11 protein-coding genes and 1 pseudogene are annotated in these 23,925 nt (G+C 71.3%); 8 read left to right on the top strand and 4 right to left on the bottom strand.

The window, feature by feature from the left end:
* Positions 1-172: 172 nt before the first annotated feature.
* A pseudogene (locus OG982_RS27650) lies at positions 173-898 on the bottom strand (SpoIIE family protein phosphatase).
* Between the two features lie 412 nt (positions 899-1,310).
* Here OG982_RS27650 and OG982_RS27645 point away from each other — a divergent pair.
* Both OG982_RS27645 and OG982_RS27640 read left to right on the top strand, forming a co-directional pair.
* A complete protein-coding gene (locus tag OG982_RS27645; RefSeq protein ID WP_266782290.1) occupies positions 1,311-4,013 on the top strand; it encodes a SpoIIE family protein phosphatase/ATP-binding protein in 2,703 nt (900 codons plus the stop codon).
* A gap of 185 nt (positions 4,014-4,198) precedes the next feature.
* Positions 4,199-5,281, top strand: a complete 1,083-nt coding sequence (locus OG982_RS27640; RefSeq protein WP_266791674.1) for an ABC transporter substrate-binding protein — start codon at positions 4,199-4,201, stop codon at positions 5,279-5,281.
* Between the two features lie 97 nt (positions 5,282-5,378).
* On the opposite strand, the gene OG982_RS27635 is transcribed toward OG982_RS27640, so the two are convergent.
* Entirely contained in the window at positions 5,379-7,265 is a 1,887-nt protein-coding gene (locus OG982_RS27635) for a hypothetical protein (protein WP_266782292.1), read from the bottom strand.
* Between the two features lie 65 nt (positions 7,266-7,330).
* Positions 7,331-9,577: a hypothetical protein gene (locus OG982_RS27630; RefSeq protein WP_266949557.1), complete on the bottom strand. Its 2,247-nt coding sequence runs from the start codon at positions 9,575-9,577 to the stop codon at positions 7,331-7,333.
* 1,523 nt (positions 9,578-11,100) lie between these two features.
* On the opposite strand from OG982_RS27630, the gene OG982_RS27625 reads away from it, so the two are divergent.
* Positions 11,101-12,051 (top strand): hypothetical protein, encoded by a 951-nt coding sequence (locus OG982_RS27625; RefSeq protein WP_266782296.1) that lies wholly within the window; start codon positions 11,101-11,103, stop codon positions 12,049-12,051.
* 738 nt (positions 12,052-12,789) lie between these two features.
* Positions 12,790-13,338, top strand: a complete 549-nt coding sequence (locus OG982_RS27620; RefSeq protein WP_266782298.1) for a hypothetical protein — start codon at positions 12,790-12,792, stop codon at positions 13,336-13,338.
* 220 nt (positions 13,339-13,558) lie between these two features.
* On the opposite strand, the gene OG982_RS27615 is transcribed toward OG982_RS27620, so the two are convergent.
* Complete coding sequence (locus OG982_RS27615) at positions 13,559-16,942, bottom strand: DUF6603 domain-containing protein (protein WP_266782300.1); 3,384 nt, start codon at positions 16,940-16,942, stop codon at positions 13,559-13,561.
* 695 nt (positions 16,943-17,637) lie between these two features.
* Between OG982_RS27615 and OG982_RS27610 the strand changes: the two genes are divergently transcribed.
* The 4 genes from OG982_RS27610 (at position 17,638) to OG982_RS27595 (ending at position 23,920) form a co-directional block, all read left to right on the top strand.
* Complete coding sequence (locus OG982_RS27610) at positions 17,638-17,856, top strand: hypothetical protein (RefSeq protein WP_266782302.1); 219 nt, start codon at positions 17,638-17,640, stop codon at positions 17,854-17,856.
* A gap of 136 nt (positions 17,857-17,992) precedes the next feature.
* A complete protein-coding gene (locus OG982_RS27605) occupies positions 17,993-18,799 on the top strand; it encodes an HlyD family efflux transporter periplasmic adaptor subunit (RefSeq protein WP_266782304.1) in 807 nt (268 codons plus the stop codon).
* Between the two features lie 140 nt (positions 18,800-18,939).
* On the top strand, positions 18,940-21,057 hold the full coding sequence (locus OG982_RS27600; protein ID WP_266949988.1) for an NHLP family bacteriocin export ABC transporter peptidase/permease/ATPase subunit: 2,118 nt from the start codon (positions 18,940-18,942) through the stop codon (positions 21,055-21,057).
* 10 nt (positions 21,058-21,067) lie between these two features.
* Complete coding sequence (locus tag OG982_RS27595; RefSeq protein ID WP_266791678.1) at positions 21,068-23,920, top strand: NHLP bacteriocin export ABC transporter permease/ATPase subunit; 2,853 nt, start codon at positions 21,068-21,070, stop codon at positions 23,918-23,920.
* Positions 23,921-23,925 lie beyond the last annotated feature (5 nt).

The raw sequence follows: 23,925 nt of genomic DNA, 5'->3' as shown, positions 1-23,925 counted from the left end.
CACCGCACACTGGGTACCGAGGACGAGTTCGCCGTCTACCTGGCCGCCCTGCGCGCCGACCAGAGGCGCAAGCGGAAGCTGATGGCCACGCTTGACCGACACGGACTCTGACCGGTCCGTCCAGGCGGAGGGGCCGTGGGTGCGCACCGGCCGGAGGTGTTGTGCTGTCGGCTCAGTCGAGGGTGGTCGGCGTCGCCCCGCGCCACTTGATGAGGAAGATGGTCGCGTCGTCGCTGGTGACGCCGCCCCACCCCTGTTTCAGGGCGTGGGAGAGAGTTGCTCCCCGCCGGCTTGATGTTCCTCGATCAAGCCGTCGGTGAAACACGGCAACCGGTCTCCGGGGCGCAGCGTCCGCTCGCTGACCACCGGCTGCTCACCGCCGACGCCGACCGGCAGTGTGGTCGTTGCAGCCGGCCCGTGGCGATGTTCAGCCGCATCATCCGATGGCCACCGTCGCCATGGTCGCCGCGTCCGGGCCGTGGCCCATCGCGTCGATCACGGCCACGTGCAGGATGTCGCCGTTGAGGGCGTAGTCGAAACTGTCTCCGGCCGCCTTGTACGCGGGTTCCGGGATTCCGGCCACCTCGACCTGCGGAACGGGCGTCACCTCTACCGTTCCGCGGCTCAGGAACGACTCGCCGGCCGGGGAATCCTCGATCGGTTCGGGGTCACCGACTGTCAGCCGTCGGCCCGGCAGCGGCAGCATCTGTTCGTAGTCCTGCAAGAGGATCGAGAGGTCCCGTCCGCCGACCCTGGCCACCTCCTCCGCGACGAGCGGGGCGATCAACTGCGGCGGCATCTCATGCGCCCGGTCCAGCAGCACACCCAGCAACCGCTCACCGAACCCCTCTGACCGGTCCACCGGGAACGTGTTCGGCTTCCGCCCTCCTTCGGTCATCGCTGATTGCATCCCTCGCCCCGCTGCCTCGGGAAACCCACTGGGTGTAACGCGCACCGCGCACATCATCCACGCCGGCCAACCCGGGCCACTGCCGCAACGCCGGTCTCACCGGCGAGCAGCAGCCCGCGAACCGCCACGCCGAGCAACCGGTGGTCACCCTGAGCGATTCCCGTCGGGCTGCTCGCCCCGCGGCTGCGGACGGGCCTGCGGATCGCTGCTGCCCGGCGACCGTCGCTCCCGCTGCCGACGGCCCACGGAGGTTAGAGAATGGACTATGAGCAACCTCCTGGGAGGACCTTTCCGGCGTTGGCTGCTCCGCTCTACCACGAGCTCTTCCCCTCCCCCTCGGCCTCCCCGCTCAGGAGACCGTCAGGAGCATCAGGAGCGCGCCCAGCCCCCCACGGCAAGGGTGCGGCGGCCGCATCGTCTGTCCGCCCTGCTGAGCGCGCGCAGCGTGGCCGGTGAGGTGTTCCTCCTCCAGCTGGCCGTCGTGGTGCTCCTCGTGGCGGCCGCGGTGGTGGCCCTCGTGGTGCAGGCCAGGAGCGACGCCATGCTGGACGCCCGGCACCGTACGCTCGCCGCCGCCGGAACGTTCGCGGAGTCTCCGGGAATCGTCGCGGCCCTGCGCGGCCCCCATCCGAGCGCCGTGCTGCAGCCGAGCGCCCAGGCGGCCAGTGACATCGCCGGGGTCGACGGCATCAACGTGTACACGCTCGACGGGGTCACCGTCGCCCACAGCGACCCGGCACAGCTCGGGAAACGCGTCGTCGGCCCCTTCGCCGGCGCGGCGGCCGGCAAGTCCTTCACCGAGACGTTCGAGGGGTCCCTGGGGCGGTCCGTGGTCTCCGTGGTACCCGTCAAGGACTCCCACGGCACCGTCATCGCCGTCGTCTCCTCCCCCGTCACCGTCCAGAACGTCCAGAGCATGGTGAACCGGCAGCTGCCGGTCGTCCTCGGCACCGCAGCAGGGGTGCTCGCCCTGTCCGCGGGCGGGACGGCTCTGGTGAGCCGTCGGCTGCTGCGCCGGACCCATGGCCTGGGGCCGGCCGAGATGACGAGGATGTACGAGCACCACGACGCGGTGCTGCACGCGGTGCGAGAGGGCGTTCTGATCGTCGGCGGCGACGGACGGCTGCTGCTGGCCAATGACGAGGCACGGCGGCTGCTGGACCTGCCGGTGGACGCGGAAGGGCTCCCCGTCAAAGACCTGGGTCTGGAGGAGGGGATCGCCGGTCCGATCGCATCGGGGCGTTCCGCGACCGACGAGGTGCACATGGCAGCCGATCGGCTGCTGGCGGTGAACATCCGGCCCACCACCCCCTACGGGCAGGCCGGGACCGTGGTCACGCTGCGGGACACCACCGAGCTGCGGGCACTCACCGGCAGGGCCGAGGTGGCCCGCGAGCGGCTGAAGCTGCTCTATGACGCGGGGGTGCAGGTCGGAACGACGCTGAACGTGGAGCGCACCGCGGAGGAGCTGGCGGAGGTGGCGGTCCCGCGGTTCGCCGACGTGGTCACGGTCGACCTGCTGGACCCGGTGCTGCGCGGCGAGGAGCCGCCCGAGGCGAGCACCGGGATGCGCCGCACGGCCGTCGTCGGCCTTCAGGGCGACCACCCGCTCTCCCCCGTCGGCGAGCCGATCCGGATCGCTCCCACCGGTCCCATGGCCGCCGGGCTGGCCGGCGGCCACGCGGTCCTGGAGGCGGACCTGACCGCCACCCACCGCTGGCGCTCCCAGAACCAGGCCAACGCCCGGCAGATCCTGGAGCGCGGCATCCACTCCCTGATCGTCGTGCCCCTGCGGGCCCGGGGCGTGGTCCTGGGGATGGCCGGCTACTGGCGGGGGCAGCACTCCGCGCCGTTCGACGAGGAGGACGTGTCCTTCGCCGAGGAGCTGACCGCCCGGGCGGCGCTGTCCGTCGACAATGCCCGCCGCTACACCCGCGAGCACACCATGGCCGTCACCCTGCAGCGCAGCCTGCTGCCCCGGGGCGTACCGGAGCAGTCCGCCGTCGAGGTCGCGCACCGCTATCTGGCCGCCCAGGCCGGGGTGGGGGGTGACTGGTTCGACGTGATCCCGCTGCCCGGCGCCCGGGTGGCCCTGGTGGTCGGCGACGTCGTCGGCCACGGTCTCCACGCCGCCGCCACCATGGGCCGCCTGCGCACCGCCGTGTACAACTTCTCCACCCTCGACCTGCCCCCGGACGAGCTCCTGAGCCACCTGGACGAGCTGGTCGCCCACATCGACGCCGACGAGCAGGAGTGGCAGGGGATCACCGGAGCCACCTGCCTGTGCGCCATCTACGATCCCGTCTCGGGGCAGGTGACCGCCGCCACCGCCGGGCATCCGGGCCCCGCCCTGGTCCGCCCCGACGGATCCGTGTCCTTCCCCGAGGTGCCCGTCTCCCCGCCGCTGGGCCTGGGCGCGGGGCTGCCCATGGACACCATGACGCTCCCCCTGCCCGAAGGCTCCCGGCTGGCACTCTTCACCGACGGGCTGATCGAGAGCCGCGACCGCGATCCGGACGCGGGCCTGGCAGCGCTGCGCGCCGCCCTGGCCGGGCCCGCCCGCACCCCGGAGGAAACCTGCACCGCGGTGATCGACGCGATGCTGCCCGCCAGGCCCAGCGACGACGTCGCGCTGCTGGTGGCCCGCACCCGCCGGCTGGACCCCGCGCGGATCGCCGAGTGGGACGTGTCCCCCGACCCCGCGGCGGTGTCCCCGGTGCGCAACGCCTGCGCCCGCCGACTGGTGGACTGGGGTCTGGAGGACATCGCCTTCACCACGGAACTCATCCTCAGCGAGCTGATCACCAACGCCATCCGCTACGGCAGCGAGCCCATCCGGGTGAGGCTGCTGTACGACCGCAGCCTGGTCTGCGAGGTCTCCGACGGATCCAGCACCTCCCCGCACCTGCGCCGGGCCGAGGCCACGGACGAGGGCGGCCGCGGCCTGTTCCTCGTCGCGCAGTTCGCCGAGCGCTGGGGCACCCGCTACACCGCCCGCGGCAAGATCATCTGGAGTGAGCAGGCCCTCCACGGCGGGGCCGCCCCGCCCGGGACGGATCTGGGAGAGGCTCTTCTGGCCGGATGGGACGACGAGGGGGGCTGAGACCGCGCCGCTACGGCAGCCGCAGGGAAGAAGGCGGACACCACCGTCCGGGACTGCGCCGCCGAGGCCGCCGAACGTACGCTGGCCTCGATCAGTACGCGACCGCCCGTTATGGAGCCTTCGTGCCCGCACCTCGTCTCCGGACAGTCTCCGTCGCCGCATGCCTGGCCCTCGCGGCGGCGCCCCTGGGTGGCTGCGCGGACGAGCCCCCCGCCGCGCCGACAGCACCCGCGGTGGCCACCTCCGCGGCGGACACCGGCGGCATGGCGGCACTGACCGCGGCGGCCCAGAAGGAGGGCACGCTCAACACGATCGCGCTCCCGAGGGACTGGGCCAACTACGGCGCACTGATCGACGGCTTCGAGAGGAAGTACGGGATCAAGGTCACGACGGAGAACCCGGAGGGCACCAGCCAGGACGAGGTCAACGCCCTGAAGGAGCACAGGGGCGGGGGCCGCGCCCCCGACGTGATCGACGTGGGGGGCTCGTTCGCCCAGTCCGCGGCCCGGCAGGGCCTGCTCGCCCCGTACAAGGTCGCCGCGTACGACCAGATCCCCGAGGAACAGAAGGACCCGCAGGCCCGCTGGTACAACAACTACGGCGGCTACATCTCGATCGGCTGTGACGCCAAACGCGTCAAGACCTGCCCCTCGACCTTCGCCGACCTGCGCAAGCCCGAGTACAAGGGCCAGGTCTCGCTCAACGGAGACCCGACCAAGTCCGGCTCCGCCTTCGCCGGCGTGTATGCGGCGGCCTTGGCGAACGGCGGTTCCTTCGACGACATCCAGCCCGGCATCGACTTCTTCGCCGAGCTCAGCAAGAACGGCAATTTCGTCCCGGTCGAATCCACACCGGCCACGATCGCGAAGGGCCAGACCCCGATCAGCATCGACTGGGACTTCCTGAACCTCGGATACGCCGACGAATTCCGCCGGAAGGGCGTGGACGTCGACTGGCGTACCGCCATCCCGTTCGACGGCAGCTTCGCCGAGTACTACGCGCACGCGGTGAACAAAGACGCCCCGCACCCCGCGGCGGCACGTCTGTGGCAGGAGTACGTCTTCAGCCCGGAGGGCCAGAACATCCGGCTCGGCGCCTACGCGCGCCCCGTCCTCATGGACGCGATGAAGAAGGACGGCACCCTGGACAAGGCCGCCGCGGAGAAACTGCCGACGGTCGAGGGCACCCCGACGTTTCCGACGGAGGCCCAGACGGAGAAGGCGAGAGAGACCGTCAACCACGGCTGGGCCGGGGCCGTCTCGGGCTGAGGGCGGAAGGGTCCCGGCGGAAGGGTCCCGGCGGGAGGCGAGGACGGGTGGACCCGGCGGCAGCCTCGGCTGCCGCCGGGAGACGGCGTGGCCCGGGTCAGGCCAGGTCGATGAGAGCGGGGATCTCCCGGTAGAGGGACCGGACCGTGGAGAGGGGCCTCTTGAGCCGGAGGTCGTAGCGGATGCACGACGCGCCGGTCATGAAGACGACCACATGGTGGCCGTACGCACGATCGAGCGCGGAGAGGGGGAGGACGGCCTGGATGCCCTCCGCGAACTCCGGTGCGATCCCGGGGAAGTATTCCTCGAACGAACCCCATCCCTTTCGTTCGCGGGACTTCACGTCGTAGACCTCGACCCCTTCCTTGCGCACCGCCCAGACGTATCCCGGGCGGTCGGGATCGTCCAGGGTCACCCACGCCTGCACGAGAGAATCGGTGTTCTTGCCCCAGTTCGCAGACTCCACACGTTCGATCTCCTTCCTCTCCTTCACGTCGTAGCGGACGAATGCGTACCCGGGGATCCAGACGGTGTTCGCCCTGGCCGGGTCCCTGAAGACGCCGGGCCCCTTCCCGAAGTGGTCCGGTCGGAGCTGCGCGTTGCCCCAGGTTCCCGTGCCCGGGGTCCCCTCCACGGCGGTGACCGACACACGGCTGCGGTCGAACGTCCGGTGGGTGCGCGAGTACGGCCAGGCACGCCGCTTGACGTCGTCGTCGTAGAGGAACCAGGTGACGTCGGGGTCCGACGGGTCGGGGATCGCCTGGACGAACGGCCGCGGCTGGACCCGTTGCAGGGTGCCGCTGCCCAGGGCGACCCAGTCCAACGGACTGCTGGGGGCTTCGCCTTCGACCTGGGACCGGTCCGGCGAAGGCTGCTTGTTGACGATCCGGACCAGGGTGTTGGCCGGGATGGGCACCATCCGTTCGTTCGCCCGGACCCCGGACGCCGACTTCTCCATCGTGTACCGCTCGGTGGACTTCGTGGCCTTGCGCTGGTCGACGAAGTCGATCTCCATGGTCCGCAGGGCCGCGTCCTTGTGCGCCGAGAGGTCACCGCGCAGGAAGCCGTCGGTCTGCGCGACGAAGACGTGCGTTCCGGTCTCGGTGGGGACCTGGACCTGCTGGGGACGGCGCATCATCGAGACCGATCCCGACACGTCCAGGTCGCGTGAACCGACGTCGCCGCCCATGACCTGGACCGCGGTGTCCAGGTGGTGGACCGCGCTGGCCCCGTTCTGGCTGTGCCGGGCGGTGAGCCGGAAGACCGTGGTGGCGAACAGCGGTGGTGTGGTGAAGGCGCGCGCCTTGGTGACGTCGGTGGTGTCGGCCAGCCCGTAGGCCAGCTCGTACGTCGGTCCCTCCCCGGCGACCCAGGTGAGCGTGACCGCTTCACCGCTGTGGACGACGGGACGCTGGGGGGTGAAGTTGGAGAGCTTGTAGTCGGCCGGGAACTTGCCGAGCAAGTACGTCGCCGTGTGCTGGACGAACTGGATCTCCCGGCCGCCGGTGACCGGCTTGCCGACGCTCTCCTCGATGGTGATCTCGGTGGTGCCGACGAGCGGGTTGACCTTGATGTCGTTGAACTGGATCTGCAGGCCCTGCTCGCCGATGGGCAGCCATGTGCCCGCGTTGGGCTTGAACAGGTACACGCCGGCCGCCGGGTTGGAGCGCACCCAGCGCTTGTCGGCGCTGATGACCGAGGCCTTGACGGTCCCGGGATCGGCGGTCAGGTCCCCGGGCTTGGCCCCGGTCGCGAGGGTGACCTTGATGTACGCGCAGGGGAGCTGCTGGTACGGGTAGGCGATCACCAGGTCGAGCGCGCCGTCGGCGGAGACGCGCAGGGGTGCGGGCGAGGTCGTGAGGTCGTGGCTGAGCCACAGCTTGCCGGTGACGTGGCTGTACGGCTCGTCTTGCGGGGCGGGACGGTCACCGTCGGGCGAGGCGGGGTGGACGATCTCTTCGTCGGCCATCGTGTGCGGATTCACGAGGTCCCCTTTCCGGGGAGGGTCGGGAGGAGCGGTGTGCGTGCGGGAGAGGGCATCGCAGTGGCTCAGTCGGCGACCGAGGGAGGCGGAGCGGCAGCCGCGTGCAGGAAGCCGCTGCGCAGCTTCGGTGCGGTGGGGCCGGGGCGTGCCAGGTGGTCGGCGGGGGTGATGGGCAGCTTCCGCAATGCCTTCTCGGCCGCCCCCTCCCACCAGAGCCACTCCCCCTCGCGCAGCGTCGGCGCGTGCACGACGAGGGTCTCGACGAGCGGGGCGTCGGTGTTCTTGCCCGGCCGGACCGGGCGGGTGGGCGCCAGGACCGGTCCGGTGCGCAGGCAGGGGGAGATGCGGGCGAGGGGGCCGGCGGTCAGGGCCGGATCGAGTCGCAGCCGGGTGATGGGCAGCAGTTCGGTGAAAGCGTGGACGGGTGTGCGCGGGTCGGCGAGCAGGGTGACGACGCGGCCGACGGGCTCCTTGCCCAGCGTGTCGGCCCGGGGCAGGTGGGCGGTGACGGTGAGGTCCGTGCCCGTGCCGATCCCCGTGACGTAGCCGGGGGTGGAGCCGGCCGGGCGGACGGCCCGGAAGCCTTCGTAGCCCTCGGCGAAGTAGCCGATCAGGCCGTCGCCGAACGAGTCGCCCCAGCCGAGCCGGACCGGCCAGTCGTGGTCGAGGAAGGCATGGCGCTTGGGCTGCTGGTGCAGTTCGGCGAGCCGGGGCGCGCCGACGGGCGGCCGGTCGAGGTCGAGCCGGAGCCGGGTCCTGATCAGGGCCAGCGGGCGGCCGACGGCGCGGGTCAGGTGGGAGTCGGCCTCGGCGCCCGGGGGTTCGACCGTCCACAGCGCGTTGTCGACGGCGGCGAGCATCGCCGTGAGCGCGGCGGGTCCGGCCTTGACGAGCTGGGTCGCCATGGCGTGCACCTGGGGGTGGGGCCCCTTCAGGGAATCCAGGTCGTTGTGCCGCGATCCCGGCAGGGGGAGCCAGCCGACCCGCGCCTTGTCCGTGTAGACCGTGCGCAGTTCACCGAGGGCGGATCCGTCGGGTGCGTGGCACATCAGGGAGCGGTCGAGCCGGTTCGGCAGCAGCCAGGCCACCACGGGCGGCAGTTCGAGCAGTTCCGGGTCGGGGACCTTCTGGTCGTCGCGCGGGTCGACCGCGTCGAAGCGGAGCCGGGCGGCCTGCGGGAGGCGCGGGGTGACCTGGATCAGCTGGTCGAGCTGGGTGCCGGCCGCGCGGGTGGCGGTCAGGCCCGGTGAACGGACGAGGTTGCGGTGGTAGCGGGTCTCCTTGGTGACGAGGTCGAGCGCGTGGCCGAAGCGGTCGACCACGCTGAGCCGGGTGAAGTTGAACTGTCCGGCCCGGATCTGCTGGAACTGCGGATGGGGGTCGGGATCGTTGCGGTCGAGGCGGCCCGGGGTGTGGGTCCAGTTCTGCCCGACCTGCTCGCGGATCTCGTCGGGTGGCACGACCTGGGCCCGGGAGTCCAGGCAGATCAGCTGCTCGTTGAACCCGTCCAGGCTCTGGGAGGTGAGGTCCCAGGCGGAGCTGGCCTCGATGATCTTCCTGAGGTCTTCGGCCGGTGCGCCCCGGTGCGTGCGCAGGTGCTGTTCGGCGCGGTCGCGCAGGTTGAGGGCGCAGTGCCGGGAGAGCAGCAGCCGGCCCTTGAGGTGGAAGGAGGTGGTCTTCGCGGGGGCCTTGGACTTGTCGTCCCAGACGAACCGGTTCCCGTCGAACCGCCAGCTGGGGTCCTTGACGCCCTGGTACGGGATCGGGAAGTACTCCGCCTCCCACATCAGGAACAGCGGCTGCCATGCCTGCCGCCAGGCCTCGGCTCCGTACTCCCCCAGCAGGCCGGTCAGTTGCTTCGAGGCTGCGGTGCGTGCCTCCCGCGCGCTCTTGCGGTCGGCTTCCGTGCCGGTCCGGCGGGCCTTGGCCTCGGCCTCGCGGGCGGTGGCGTCATCGGCCCGGACCGTGCTGAGCGTGCCGGCCGCTTCGGCCGCCACCAGCAGGTAGAACTCGTCCAGCAGGGCGGGCAGGCCGAGTTCCGCGGGGAGCTTGTCGATGCCGGGCGGGGCGGGGCGTTGCGCGGGCGGTGTGTGCGGGTCGCCGGAGGGGCCGGTGCGGATGGCGGTGGCGAGTTCCCCGGGCAGCCGGCACGGCAGCGGGGCGTCCGGGTTCTTCGGTGCGATGCTGCCGGCGCCGGTCAGCATCGCGACGGGCTCGGCCGCCCGGTGGAACCGGTCCGCCGCCTCGCGCACGAGCTGCCCGACCGGGGCGCGGCCGTGCCGGGCGGTGAAGGCGTCGACCTCGGCCTTCACCGCGCGTGCCAGCTCCTTCGGGGTCTTGCCCCGTCGGGACGGCCTTGGCGTCCTTGTCGTCGAGCTGGTTCCGCGCGGCGCGCAGGCGGGCCGCCGGTGTGGTCCGCGGTGTGGGCTTGAGGGCGTCCCGTAGCGTCCCCAGCAGCCGCATCGCCTTGTCGTACTGCTCCTTCGGACCGCCGGGACGCTCGTCTTCCGGCGGCGTCGGCCACTTCCCCTTGATCTCGTGGTCGAGCCACGTGCCGGCCCACCACACGCGGTAGAGCTGTTCGGCCAGTTCGGCGACCTCGCGGTGGCGGGTGTCGTAGCGCTCCTGGCCGGTGTTGAGGCGGGCCAGCCATTCCCGTTCCGGCTTCGGCAGTCTCGGTTCCGGGGCGGCGAAGGCCGCGGGACCGGACCCGCCGGGCAGCATGGGTGTGGGCCGGTTGATCCGCCACCGGTACCCGCCGTTCTCGGGCTGGAAGGCGGCCTGGTGCACCAGGCGCTCCACGCGGGCGATGCCGTCGGGCTGGTCGAGGTCGGGGAGGATCCCGTGCTGGAACGCCAGCAGTTGCCTGCGCGCCGCCTCGTTCAGGGGCTTGCCCTTACCGGCCCGGTCGGTGGCGATGAGTTCGGTGAGCGCTTCCACCGAGTTCTCGCCTACCGCCACCCCCACCTTCGTGCGGTCGGGCGGGCCGCCTACGGCGGGCTTGTCGTCGGGGTTCCAGACGAGGCCCAGGACCGTGCCCGTGTAGAGGGAGCGCCGGGGCAGCTGCTGGGGCTCGGACACGTCCCAGCCCAGTTCGGCCAGCGCCTTGACCGGGTCGGTCGGGGTGATCTTGGGGTGGAGGATGTCGGCTTCCGGGTCGGAGTACCAGCCGACGACCAGGTAGCTGAGGCGGGCGTCCTTCGGGACGTCCTTGACCGGGTCGTGCAGGGCGAAGACGTTCTCGTGGTACGGCTGGTACGAGGCGAAGGTGGGCAGGCCCGGGCCCGCCGCGGTCAGGAACGGCTTGGGCGGGTTCTCCGGTTCCTTCCACGTGGCGAGGTCCTGCCGACGCCCCAGGAAGACCTGGGTGGGCGTGGTCTTGCCCGGGTCGAGGGAGGGGACCGTGCCCTGCTGCGGATCCGCGGAGAGGAAGTCGCTGTGCACCATCCAGCCGGCGGCTGCCGAGGTGCCCTGGTAGCGGACGACCAGCCAGCGGTTGGGGACGAGCGGCATCCGGGTCTGCCCGGTGACCGGGTCGTGTGTGCCGTGGCGCAGCGCACGGGGCAGTTCCCAGTGCAGGTGTACTCCGTTGTCGGGCTTGGCCGCGCCCTGCGGCAGGTGGAAGGGCTCGGGCTCGGGGCCGGCGTACGGGTGACCGGGCTGGAAGTCCGGTCGCCAGCGGTACCAGCCCGCGTCGTTGAGCACCTTCTGGTTGACCATCAGGGCGTCGACCTCGACCGGGACGATCAGTCCGGTCGGCTTGACGGCATTCGCCATCTCGTCTGCTTTCGCGTCGGTGGGGCGGGGCATCGGTGCGGTTCAGCGGTAGGTGAGGGTGAGCTTCAGCGGGCTGCGCAGCATCTGCGTGGCCAGGCAGGACGCTCCGACCTCGACGGGCGTGCCGCCGGCTGACAGCGCCGCGGCGAGGGCGGCGCGCAGGGCTGCCAGGGACTCCGTGCCCGGGCGCGGCCGGGTCGGCGACGGGGCGGCCGTACGTGCCCGTGACGGTCTTCGTCCCGTCCGGGACCTCCTTGCCGAGCGGTCGCCCGGGACTGCCGGGGGCGGTCGAGCGCAGCCGGATCTTGCCGCCCTCGCCGACGCCGAGGTGGAGTCCCTGGAACGGTTCGGCCAGATCGATGACCGTCGGGACGTCCTCGTAGACGATGATCATGAGGTCGTCCGCCAGGTTCTCCTGGCGCAGCACCCTGACCGGAACGTCGCCCGTCCGGGCCAGGATCCCCATCCGGGGCCAGCACGAGACGAGGGCGGAGCGCAGCAGCAGCCCGCAACGCGTCTTGTGTCGGTCCGGGGCGAACTCCTGGAGCAGCTGCGCCCTGACCGGGGCGGGCAGATCGCGCCCCCGCTTGCGGAGCTCCGCCGCGAGCGTGTCGAGCATCGTGGGCAGGGGCCGGCCGGTGGCCGTCTGGCGCAGTACGGCGATGACGCCGGCGTCGACGCTCGGCACCCCGAGCTTCACCGCGCGCTCGACCAGGGCCTCGACGGTGGGGCCGGAGAAGGTGGGGCGCAGGGCCTGGATCAGGCCCTGGTCGAAGACGGAGCAACTGCCCGTCGCGAGCGCGCCGTCGATCAGCGCGTCCGTCCAGCCGCTGTCGATGCGGAAGAAGCGCAGGCTCTCGGGCGGCAGCATCCGCTGGTCGGGGACGAGGTGGTCGAAGGGCACCGGCGCCAGCAGCCGCAGCCGGTGCAGCCACTCCGCCAGCACGTCGTGGACGCCGCTGGCCTGCGGCAGTCTGCGGTGCAGCTCCGCGATGTGCTCGGGCCTTGAGAGGTACTCCTGGATCTGGGTGTCGAGCGCACCGGTGGTGGTGGGCGGCGGCCCCTGGTCCACCTCCGCGGGCGTGGTGCGGCGCTCGGCCGGTGCGTGCTGCGGGTCGGGATCGGTGAGGGCGGCGGTGATCCAGTCGCCGAGGCCCTCGTCGAGCATGTGGTGGAAGTCGTCCAGCTGCTGGTCGTCGCCGAGCAGGATCGCGAGCTCCGCGGCAGGGTCGTCCCCGGTGTAGGCCACGGCGCCGCCGCCCTTGAGGCGGGCGGCCGCGCGGCCGACGAGGGTGGCGGCGGTGCGCAGGTGGCGGGTCAGCGCCGTGGAGAACGCTTCGTCGGAAAGGGCGAGGTGACGTCCGAGCGTCCAGGCAGCGGCGTATCCGGCGTCGAACAGGCCCCAGTGTTCGTTGTAGACGAGCAGGTCCGCCGCGGAGCCGGGGATCCCGTTCACCGCCCGCCTGCTCGACGGGAGATCGGGCAGGGGCTGGGGTACCGAGGGGGTACAAGGCCCCCGGTACCAGGCGTACGTCCCCTCGCCGGAGTCGAGCGTGTAGGGCAGCGGGACGAACCCCTCGGTGAGGCGCTTGCGCGTGTACCGCTCCCACTCGTCTGATGCCTTCCACGATGGAAGGGACATGCGCAACAGCAGGTTTTCCGGCTGCCTGATGCCGGGGGCGGTGACCCCTTCGGCGAGTACGGAGAAGGCCGCACCGTTGCGCGTCGTGCTGGTGAACGACCAGGTGTGGAGGACGACCAGCCGCAGGGGCAGTTCCTGCGGGGCCTTGCCGGGGGCCGGAAGGTGTTCCTGGTGGCCTTCCAGCGAGACCAGGTGTGCGGTGTAGCGGCCGGCCCTGACCGGCAGCCGGTTGGAGACGACGAAGGCGTACGTGCCCTCCTGTACAGCCGGATCGGTGTCGAGGGCGGCCGTGGCCTTGTCCGGTCGGCGGATGTGGGCGGTCAGCGGCAGTTCGGCGGCCGTGGGAGCGACGGCGGCGAACACCTTGCCGGGCACGGTGACGGTGCGGCAGGTGATGTCGAGGTCCTCGGCCGGCAGCATGCGGGGATCGAGCTTCGGGGGAAGGACCTTGCCCGTCCCGTCCGTGAGCAGCCGGCGCACGGTCATCGGCTCGGTCAGGCCGGCGGCGCCGGGGTCCTGGGGGAGCTCGTTCTCCGCGAGGAGGAGGACTGCCAGCCAGGGCGCCTTGCGGTCCTTGCCGACCTCCACCTGCCAAGGCAGGATCCGGCGGGACAGTGTGACGTGCGGGAGGATGCCTCCGAACTCGCCGTTTGAGTCGGCGGGCGGGTGCTCCGCGTGCACGTCGTCCTCGGCCAGGAGGAACCGGGGAGCCTTGATCGTGAACTGCTGGGGCACCGGGTCGGTGAGCTTGCCGGGCTTGTTCTCCGTCGTGCCGCCGTCGAGTGTGTGGGTCACCTCGATGGTGTAGGTGCCGCCCGGGACGGGCGGGACCAGGTTGTCCTCCAGCATGAGGGTGGGGGTGGTGGTCATGGCGTCACCTCGTGGAATCGACGGAAGCCGGGGCGATCATGGGTTCACCGCACAGTCCGGTGACCGCCTGCGCGGCGAACCGCGTCAGCCGGTCGCACTTCGCCTCGGCGGCGAGGCCGAACCCTTGCATGAAGTGGTACAGAATTTCGCGGCGGCTCTGGGGCAGCTCGGCGGCGATGGTGCGGGCGATGGTGCCGACGGAGTCCGGGCGGCGTTCCGGCTTGGTCCCCTCGGGCCTCGCATGCGGCGCGAGCGGCAGCCGGCTGCCCTTCAGCGGGGTGACCTTGAGTTCGCTCAGCGGAATGTTGACGGTGTCGCCGTACCGTTTGGGCGCGGGGGCCTCCAGCTTCAGCCCGGTGAACCGATCCGGCAGCAGCAGGTCGTCCATCCCCGGCTCCCCGTCGACCGGAGTGCCCCACAGGGCGTGCGGCACCTGCGAGGTGACCGTTGTGATCTTCCATCCCTCGTGGTTGAACTTCCGGCCCTCGTGGGTCACCTTCACCGTGTGGACGGAGGCGCCGCCGGTCAGCCGCATCGGGCGGATGTCCAGCTTGTTCGCGTGCTTCTCGGACCAGAGTTCCTTGTCGCCGCTGGTCGTCAGCCGGAGCTCGGTGGCCGGCACGGCGGTACGGGTCACGAAGCTGAAGCCGTCGCCGCCGACCCGCCAGACCGGGGGGTCCGCGTAGGTGCCCGCAGCGGGTGCCGGGCCGGCGCCCATCAGTCCGCTCAGGGCGTTGACGGTGACCGGGACGGCCGGCAACTGCGTGCGGAAGTCCTCCCACTTCAGGCTCGCCGGCTTGCTCGGCGGGTCCTCGCCGAAGCCTGGGGTCACCGAGAACGGGCCGACCTCCAGCCTGATCCGTCCGCCGGTGGGCGGCCCCCACATTTCGAGGTGGGCCCGGAACTCCGCCTTGATGCGGACGCGGATCAGGAGGAGGTTGACGGTGTACGAAGCCCCGACGGTGACCTTGATGCGGGCACGGAAGTAGAACGGCGCCCACTGCAGGAGGGCGTCCAGCGTGGCGTCGAGCCAGGCGTGCAGCCCGCCGGAGTCGAAGTCGAGGGAGAGCCGGCCGCCGAGCATGCCGGCCGCCGGGGTGATGGCGTAGTACACCTCGCCCTTGATGGTGACGGCCGAGCTGACCGCCCAGTTGAAGCCGAGCCGGGGCACCCGGGGGTAGTGGGCCGGCACGTTGAAGTCCGGGTGGTAGCCGCCCACCGTCAGCGCGAAGTCGCCCTCGTGGCCGCTGCCGGGGAACCACGTCGCGAATGCCGCGCCTCTGGTGAGCCGGCACTCCCTGGTCAGCACCCAGCAGTTCTTCGTGAGCTCCCCGGCGACCATCAGCTCGCCCTTGGACATCTGGTAGGCGGCGCGGAAGCCCAGCTCGATCTCGGCGTACGCCGTGCCCACCTTGGGGAACTGCGCCTTCGCGCGGCCGAGCAGCGCGATGCTGAAGTCGCTGCCGAACTGGGCCAGCAGCACGGCCGTGCAGTTGATGAACTCGAACGAGGTGAAACTCAGTCCCGCGGCCAGCCAGATCTCACCGGACGCCGGCTTCACCCAGGGGTTGTCGCCGCCGGAGATCTTGTCGAGTGCCTCCGTCGGTGACTTGCCCTTGATCCCCTTGGAGCCGGTAAGGCCCTCGACGAAGGGGAAGGCGGGGACCTCCGAGGCCTGCGGTGCGCGGACGGAGCTGTTGTAGCCGAATCCTGCGCAGATTCCGGTGACGGCGAACGGGGGTGGCCCGCCGAGCCGGCCGCCGATCTCGCCGAAGACGAACAGCGAGGTGTACCCGTTCTCCATCGTCGCGTACGAGCCGGCGGCGGCGATGGAGGCGCTGGGCGTCGTGATGGCCACGAGACCGTCCAGCTGGAGCCGCCGCCCGTCCTGCGGCTTACGGCTGATCAGCGCGCCCTGGACACCGACCGGCCCGCCTGAGTAGGCGACGCCGAGGCCTTCCAGCGTGGGCCGCGTGGCGAACGTGCCGTCGAGGCTGACGCAGAGGCCGAGCCCCTTGGCCTCCATGACGATTCCCGACGCGATCAGCGCCGCGTCGATGCGTACCGCCAGCGCGCCCTTGCCGCCCTTGACGAGGGCGAGGGTGAGCCGGTCGATCCGCAGCGGGCCGAAGGTCCGGTTGATCTCGAGCAGGGGGCGGTCGTCCGTCGATTCGTCGGCGTACGGGGTGAGTTCGGTGCCGGTCGGCTCGGGAGGCTCGATTCCGAAGAGGAGACCGGTCGAAGCGCCCTTCCCGCCGCCCTTCTTGCCGCCCTTCGCCGGGAGGCGCAGCAGGATCGGATCGCTCTTCTTGCCGCCTACGGTGACGTGCAGCGCGAGGGCCGGTCCGAGCCTCGGTTCGGGCTTGGCGGGCACCTTCGGAACGGTCTTGACGCTCTTGTCGAAGGCCGCTTTGATCACCTCGGCGGCCCGCTTCAGCTCGGCCTTCGTCGGCTTGTCGGTCAGCCCGATGATCTGGAGCTTGTCGAGGGTGAGGTTCGCCGAAGCGGGCAGCTTGCCCTGGAGCAGCGGCAGGTCGGCGATGCCCGCCGAGAGCGGCACGTCCGCCAGGACGATGCCGATCGGCTTCGGCTTCTCCTTCGGCTTCTCCTTCCCCGCCTTTCCCCCCGCTTCAGCTCTCGGCAGGGCCCCGAGGACGATCGGCACGGTCGTCGTTCCACTGGTCACCGTGGTCGTGAGCAGCGTGGCCTTGCCGGGCACGTGGGTCAGCGCCAGGTGCTTGATCTTGGGTACGGTCTCCGCGGGCAGCGCGGACAGGTCGATGCCGACGGCCGCCGCGAGCCCGGTGAGCGGCAGGCCGGCGGCGTGTTTCAGTCCGCCCCGGAATTCGATGCCCTTGCCGGTGTCCGTGACGTTGAGGACGAGTTCCAGCTTCTGCGGCTGTTCGCCCGACGGTACGCTCAGCTGCCCGCACACGGCGAGCTGACGGGCCGCCTTGCCGGACGGGCCGGCGCCGTCGAGCTCGACGGCGGAACCGACGGCGATCCGCAGCTGCGGTCCGGCGAGCTCGAGTCCGGCGAGTGCCTCCAGCGCGGCGGCGACGTTGCCGTCCTTGTCGCGGAACTCCCAGTTCCGGAGGGTGAACCTCGCACCCATGCCGCTCACGGTCGGCTGCTGGCCGTCGGTCGGCTTGAACAGCAGCTCGACCTCCACCTCTTGCGGCTCGACCCCGGGGAGATTCACGCGGCCCTGAAGCCTGAGCTTCTGCGGGTCCGCCGTCTTGACCTTGACCAGCAGGTCGTCGAGCTGGATCTTTTCGAGCAGGTCCTTGATGGCGGGGAAGTCACCCCGGAGCTCCTCCGGGATGGCGAAGGTGTCGTCTCTCTTCTTGTTCAGTTGCTGACGCAGCGCCTCAACGGTTAGGGCCATGCGTACTCACCCTCCGCTCCGGCCACGTGGTCGCGGCGGAGCCTCTCTGGCAGTGACGGCGGGGCCACGGCCACCCGTGAACGAGGGCACGGGTGTGCCACGGCGGTGCCTGGATGTGGAGACACGTACCGCAGCGCAACACACATCCGATCACGGTGCGTAATCATCAATACACCATGCGTCACCAGCCGCACGCATATGCCAGTCGGATATGCGAGCTCCCGAGCGGGTTACGGCCGGACACACCCTCTTTCGAGTGAACGCGCACCCCGCGTTGCCGGGCCCCACCCTCGGGCGCACTTCCGCACCGTACCGAGTACGTCACCGAGCGTTGCTGCCGCGAATCTTCACACGGTGAGAGTGGAGTGGACGCTTCCCCTTACCTCGGTCACCGAAATGCCGGAAATGATCCATCCGGTTGGTGATTGTATGTCCGGTTACGTTCCCTGTTGGCGAAGTGCCGTCCACATTCGTTACTCGATCTCGGGAAGAAGTTGTGGTGATCTTCCGAATGAATCGGAAAACCCCGCATTCGAGTGTCCTCATCGAGCGTCAGAAGACGTCAACGCGGTTCGCCGGGTACCCCGTTCGCGTGCTTACATCTGGGCCGCGGCGGTTTCCGGAACGGTGGTCGACACCGGTCGGGGCCGTCGCGGCCATGTAGAAAAGCCAGCTGAATGAAGGGTGCGCACACAATGCGTAACGACATCGAGACCCGTGAGATCGCCGACGCCGAACTGGACGCCGTTTCCGGTGGTATCGGTATTTCCGGTGGTCTGCTCGGCGCCGTGACCGGCGACGTCAGCACCGTGCTGGGCACGGTGACGTCCCTGCAGACCGTCCAGGGTGCGCTGGCCGTGCCCGGCCAGGTCGAGGGCATCGCCGGCGTTCGTGTCGGTGTCGCCGGTATCTGAGCCGGACAGCCGCTTCCCGTGAACCCCGGAACATCCCCCCGTTCCGGGGTTCACGGGGTGCCCGCGGCCCATGGGCCGCGAGCATCAACCAGGTAATTCAGCAACGGTGTTGCGAATGCAGTCGAAGGAATAGTCCGTGCAGTTCCGTCAAAAGGCGCTTTCCAAGCTGCAATCACCCGAGGAACTCGATCTGCCGGTACGCTTCGCGCGCCCGCAGGGCCGGCTCGTCCTGGCCGTCACGGTCGCCGTCATGGCGGCCGCGGGTTTCTGGGCATTCACCGGATCGGTGTCCTCCAAACTGAGCGGACCCGGCATCCTCACCCGGGCCGAGGGCAGCTACCTGTTGCAGAGCCCCTACGCGGGTCAGGTCAGCGCGGTCCTCGCCAAGGAGGGCCAGCTGCTGTCCGCGGGCGCGCCCCTGTTCCAGGTCAGTACGGACCGCGGCGAGCGGGCCGTGCGCATGGTGGCCGGCGGGCGGGTGACGACCCTCGTCGCCAAGACCGGTTCGGTCGTCACGACCGGCGCGGACCTCGCGACGGTGGAACGCGTGAAGGACCCGGACGACCCGCTGGTGGCCGTGCTCTACGTGCCCGGCGGAAGCGCGGCGGCGATCCCCGTCGGCGCCCCGGTCGACCTGACCGTCCAGTCCGTCCCGCAGCAGCGGTTCGGCGTGCTGCGCGGCCGGGTCAAGGAGATCGGACGCGCTCCCCGGACGGAGGCGCAGATCAGCGGCTTCCTCGGCGACGGCCGGCTCGCCGCGCAGTTCGTGCGGCGGGGCAACCCCGTCGCCGTGCTCGTTCAGCTCGACCGTTCCTCCGCGACCGAGTCCGGCTACCGGTGGTCCTCCACGGACGGGCCCCCGTACGCCGTCGACTCCATGACACCGGTCACCGCGGCCGTCCACCTCGCCGCCCAGCGGCCCGTCGACTGGCTGCTGCCGTGACCGCGCCCCGGGGCGGCACGCGCCGCCGCCGCCCGCACCCGGCCGACAAGAACGCCGGACGCCGCTCCTCGCACGGCAGACCCGCTCCCGCCCCCCGGGGCCGCACGCCCCGGAGCGTGCGCACCCCCACCGTGCTCCAGATGGAGGCGGTGGAGTGCGGCGCGGCCGCGCTGGCCATGGTGCTCGGCCACTTCGGTCGTTTCGTCCCCCTGGAAGAGCTCCGCATCGCCTGCGGGGTCTCCCGTGACGGGTCCCGCGCCAGCAACCTCCTCAAGGCCGCCCGCAGTTACGGGCTGAAGGCCAAGGGCATGCAGATGGACCTGGCCGCGCTCGCCGGAGTGAGCCCGCCGGCCATCCTCTTCTGGGAGTTCAACCACTACGTCGTCTACGACGGCACGGGCCGCCGCTTCGGCCGCCGGGGCGTGTACGTCAACGATCCGGGCAAGGGCCGTCGGTTCGTCCCGATGGACGAGTTCGACACCAGCTTCACAGGCGTCGTGCTCACCTTCGAGCCCGGCGACGGCTTCCGCCGCACCGGCCGCAAGCCCGGTGTCATGGGCGCCCTGCCGGCCCGCCTGCGCGGCACGTCCGGGACCATGCTCGCAGCCGTGGTCTCCAGCCTCCTCCTGGTGGCCGTCGGGGCGACGGTACCCGCGCTGAGCCGGACGTACATCGACATGTTCCTGATCGGCGAGCAGACGTCCGTGCTGGGTGTGCTCTTCGCGTCGATGGCGGCGGCCCTGGTGCTCACGGCGGTGCTCACCGCGTTGCAGCAGACCAACCTGCTGCGCGGGCGCATCATCTCCTCGACCCTGGGCAGCGCCCGCTTCGTGCGGCACCTGCTCAGGCTTCCGGTCGCCTTCTTCTCCCAGCGCAACCCGGCCGACCTGGTCCAGCGCCTGCAGTCCAACGACACCGTCGCCGAGACCCTCGCCCGGGACCTGGCCGCCGCCGGCGTGGACGCCGTGGTGGTCGTCCTGTACGCCGTGCTGCTGTGGACCTACGACCCGCAACTCACCCTCGTCGGCGTGCTGATCGCGCTGCTCAACGTCGTGGCCCTGCGCATCGTGATCCGGGTGCGGGCCACCGGCACCCAGAAGCTGCGCGCCGAGAGCGCCCGGCTCACCAACACCTCGTACAGCGGTCTCCAGCTCATCGAGACGATGAAGGCGACCGGCGGCGAGAACGGCTTCTTCCGCCGCTGGGCGGGCCAGCACGCGGTCACGCTCGACGTGCAGCAGCGGCTCGGTGTGCCCAGTGCGTGGCTCGCGATCGTCGCGCCCACGCTGGCCGCGCTCAACAGCGCGCTGATCCTGATGATCGGCGGTCTGCGGGCGGCTGAGGGGCACCTGTCGGTCGGTCTGCTCGTCGCCTTCCAGGCCCTGGTGACCAGCTTCACCGCCCCGATCTCCCGTCTGGGCGGCGTCGCCGGACGGATCCAGGACTTCGCGGCCGACGTCGTCCGACTCAAGGACGTCGAGAACTTCCCCGTCGACCCGCGCTGCGCACGGCGCGATCCCCCCGCCGGCACCCGGCGCCTGAAGGGCCATGTGGAGCTGGACGGCGTCACCTTCGGCTACAACCCGCTGGACGCCCCGCTGCTGGAGGACTTCTCGCTCTCGGTCGGTCCCGGCCGGCAGGTCGCGCTCGTCGGCGGCTCCGGCAGCGGCAAGTCCACCGTCTCCCGGCTGCTGTCCGGCCTCTACACCCCCTGGAAGGGCGCCATCCGCATCGACGGGATGAGGCTGGAGGACATCCCGCGCGGCGCGCTGGCCGCCTCCGTCTCCTTCGTCGACCAGGACGTGTTCCTCTTCGAGGGCACCGTCCGCGACAACGTCGCGCTGTGGGACCCCTCCATCCCGGACGAGGCCGTCATCGCCGCCCTGGAGGACGCCGCCGTGTACGACGTGGTCGCGCGCAGGGCCGGCGGCATCCACGGCCGTGTCGAGCAGGACGGCCGCAACTTCTCCGGCGGCCAGCGCCAGCGCCTGGAGATCGCCCGGGCGCTGGTGCGCCGCCCGAGCGTCATGGTCCTGGACGAGGTGACCAGCGCCCTGGACGCGGCGACCGAGCGGATCGTCATCGACAATCTGCGCCGGCGCGGATGCGCCTGCGTCGTCATCGCCCACCGGCTGAGCACGGTGCGCGACAGCGACGAGATCGTCGTCCTCGACCGCGGCACCGTCGTCGAACGCGGCCGGCACGAGGACCTGATCGCCGCGCGGGGCGCGTACGCCGAACTGGTCAAGGAGCACTGAGGTGACTGAGGTGACGTCCCTTCATCAGACGCACGTCGCACCGGATCCGGTCGTCGCGGCCCTGGGCGGGCTGGGCTCGGAGGTGGACTGTGACGGCCTGCGCAGTGTGTACCTGGAGGGCCCGCTCGTGCTGTGGCTCGTCGTGGACGGCGAGCTGGACCTGTTCGCCGTGGACGCCGCCCAGGCGGGGCACTGGCATTTCCTCGGCCGGCTGGAGGCGGGCACGCTGCTGCTGGGCCCGGCCGAGGGACCCGAGCACACCCTGACCGCCCGGCCGCTGCGGGGCTGCCGGCTGCGCCGCATCGAGCTGCACGAGCTGCATCGCGGCCCCGAGTACGGCGACTGGTGGGACCAGGGGCAGCACGCGGGCGCCGAGGCGCCGCTGAGCCCCCTGGAGTACGCCTTCGCGCTCGGCGTCGGCCGCGGCCTGCGGGTGCTCAACCAGGCACCCCTGGAGAACCGCGGTGCCATCGGCCGGGGCGGCGGGGACGAGGACGTCCTCTGGATCCAGATCACCGCGGGCAGCGTCCGGTACGGCGCCGTGTACGAGCCGTACGAGGGACACGACGCCGTCGGCACGTCCGCCGCGCTCCTCGTGGACGCGGCGATGTGGCAGGGCGTGGTCGACCAGCAGTACCGGCTGCTGTACGCCTTGGACCATTGGATCGAGCAGCGCGAGCGCGCCCACGAGCACCGCACGGCGGCCGGCATCGAGGCCGGCGAGAGCGCCCGCACCCAGGCCGACCGGACCCTGCTGGCTTCCATCGACCGCTCGGGCAGGCGTTCGCGCCGCGGCGATCGGGACGACGCGACGTTCGCGGTGTGCCGCCTGGTCGCCGGCGAGGCCGGCATCGCCCTGTCCGATCCGGGGCCGGTGACGGCCGCGTCCGGGCGGATCGATCCCGTCGAGCACATCGCGCTCGCCTCACGCGTCCGGACCCGTGTCGTCAAGCTCGGCGGCCGGTGGTGGCGGGAGAACAGCGGGCCCCTGGTGGGCCGGCGCGAGGAGGACGGGACGCCGGTCGCGCTGCTGTGGCGGCGCGGCCGGTACGAGGCCGTGGACCCCGCGACCGGCGCGCGCGAGCGCGTGGACGGGGACCGCGCGGACGCCTTCGAACCGTCCGCCGTCATGCTCTACCGCCCGCTGCCCGACGGGAAGGCGGGCCTGCTGCCGCTGCTGCGCTTCAGTCTGCGCGGCACCGGCGAGGACCTGCGCAGCCTCGTCCTGGGCGGGCTGGTCGCGGTCGGCCTGGGCGCGCTCGTACCGATCGCCACCGGCAAGGTGCTCGGCGAGTACGTGCCCCGCGCCGAGAACAGCCTCATCGTGCAGAGCGCCCTGGCGCTCATCGCGACCAGCGTCGTCTCGGCCGCCTTCATGCTGCTGCAGAACGTCTCCATCCTGCGCATGGAGGGCCGCATCGAGGCCACGTTGCAGCCGGCCGTGTGGGACCGGCTGTTGCGGCTGCCGGTGACGTTCTTCGCCGGCCGCTCCACCGGCGAGCTGGCGAGCGCGGCGATGGGCATCAGTTCCATCCGCCGCGTGCTGTCCGGCATCGGGTCGGTGACCGTACAAGCGAGCACGGTCGCCACCATGAACCTGGTGCTGCTGCTCGTCTACAGCGTGCCGCTGGCGATGGTGGCGGTCGCCCTCCTGCTGGTCGTCTGCGCGGTCTTCCTGAGCCTGGGGCTGTGGCAGCTGCGCTACCAGCGGCGCTTGATCAAGCTCGGCAACAAGCTCAACAACCAGGCGTTCCAGACCTTGCGGGGACTGCCCAAGCTGCGCGTCGCCGCGGCCGAGAGCTTCGCCTACGCGGCCTGGGCACGGGAGTTCGCCCGCACGCGCGAGTTGCAGCAGCGCATCGGCCGGATCAAGAACGTCATCACCGTGCTCAACGCGGTCTATCCCGCCCTGTGCACGCTGCTGATGTTCATGCTGCTGGCCGGGCCGTTCCGGGGCGCCATGTCGGCGAGCGAGTTCCTCACCTTCAGCACGGCCGTGACGATGATGCTGTCCTCCGTCACCCAGCTGACCGGCGCACTCGTCTCGGCCGCCGCCGTGCGGCCCATGTTCGAGGAGGTGAAACCGCTCTTCCAGGCGGCCCCGGAAGTCCGCGGCTCCAGCACCCGGCCGGGCGTGCTCAGTGGCGCGATCGAGGCGAAGAACCTGTCCTACCGGTACGCGGACGGCGGCCCGCTCGTACTCGACGACGTGTCGTTCCAGGTGCGGCCGGGTGAGTTCGTCGCGATCGTCGGGGCCAGCGGCTGCGGCAAGTCGACACTGCTGCGCCTGCTCATCGGCTTCGACGAGCCCGCTTCCGGCCATGTGCTGTACGACGGCCAGGATCTGGCGGCGCTCGACCAGGCGGCCGTGCGCCGCCAGTGCGGCGTCGTCCTGCAGAACGCCCAGCCCTTCTCCGGCTCGATCCTCGACTGCGTCTGCGGCGCCGAGACGTATGCGCTCGACGAGGCCTGGGAGGCGGCGGCCATGGCGGGCCTGGCCGAGGACATCAAGGCCATGCCCATGGGCATGCACACGATGCTGTCCGACGGCGGGGGAACCGTCTCGGGCGGCCAGCGCCAGCGGCTGATGATCGCCCAGGCCCTCATCCGCAAGCCGCGCGTCCTCTTCCTGGACGAGGCCACCAGCGCGCTGGACAACGAGGCCCAGCGCGTGGTCATCGAGTCCACCCGGGCCCTGCGCGCCACCCGCGTCGTGATCGCCCACCGGCTCTCCACGATCATGGACGCCGACCGGGTGATCGTCATGTCGCAGGGGCGGGTCACCCAGCAGGGACCGCCCGCGGAACTGCTCGCCGACACGGACGGCCCCTTCCACGAGCTGGTCCGCCGTCAGATCAGGTGAGGTGA

Source organism: Streptomyces sp. NBC_01551, from assembly GCF_026339935.1.
Classification (GTDB): Bacteria; Actinomycetota; Actinomycetes; order Streptomycetales; family Streptomycetaceae; genus Streptomyces.
Note: the sequence above shows the minus strand (reverse complement) of the source record. Positions and strands in the feature narration are given on the sequence as shown.

Coding starts and splice junctions, on each gene's coding strand:
- OG982_RS27615 (WP_266782300.1), bottom strand. CDS start 16,942: ATGGCCCTAACCGTTGAGGCGCTGCGTCAGCAACTGAACAAGAAGAGA.
- OG982_RS27610 (WP_266782302.1), top strand. CDS start 17,638: ATGCGTAACGACATCGAGACCCGTGAGATCGCCGACGCCGAACTGGAC.
- OG982_RS27600 (WP_266949988.1), top strand. CDS start 18,940: ATGGAGGCGGTGGAGTGCGGCGCGGCCGCGCTGGCCATGGTGCTCGGC.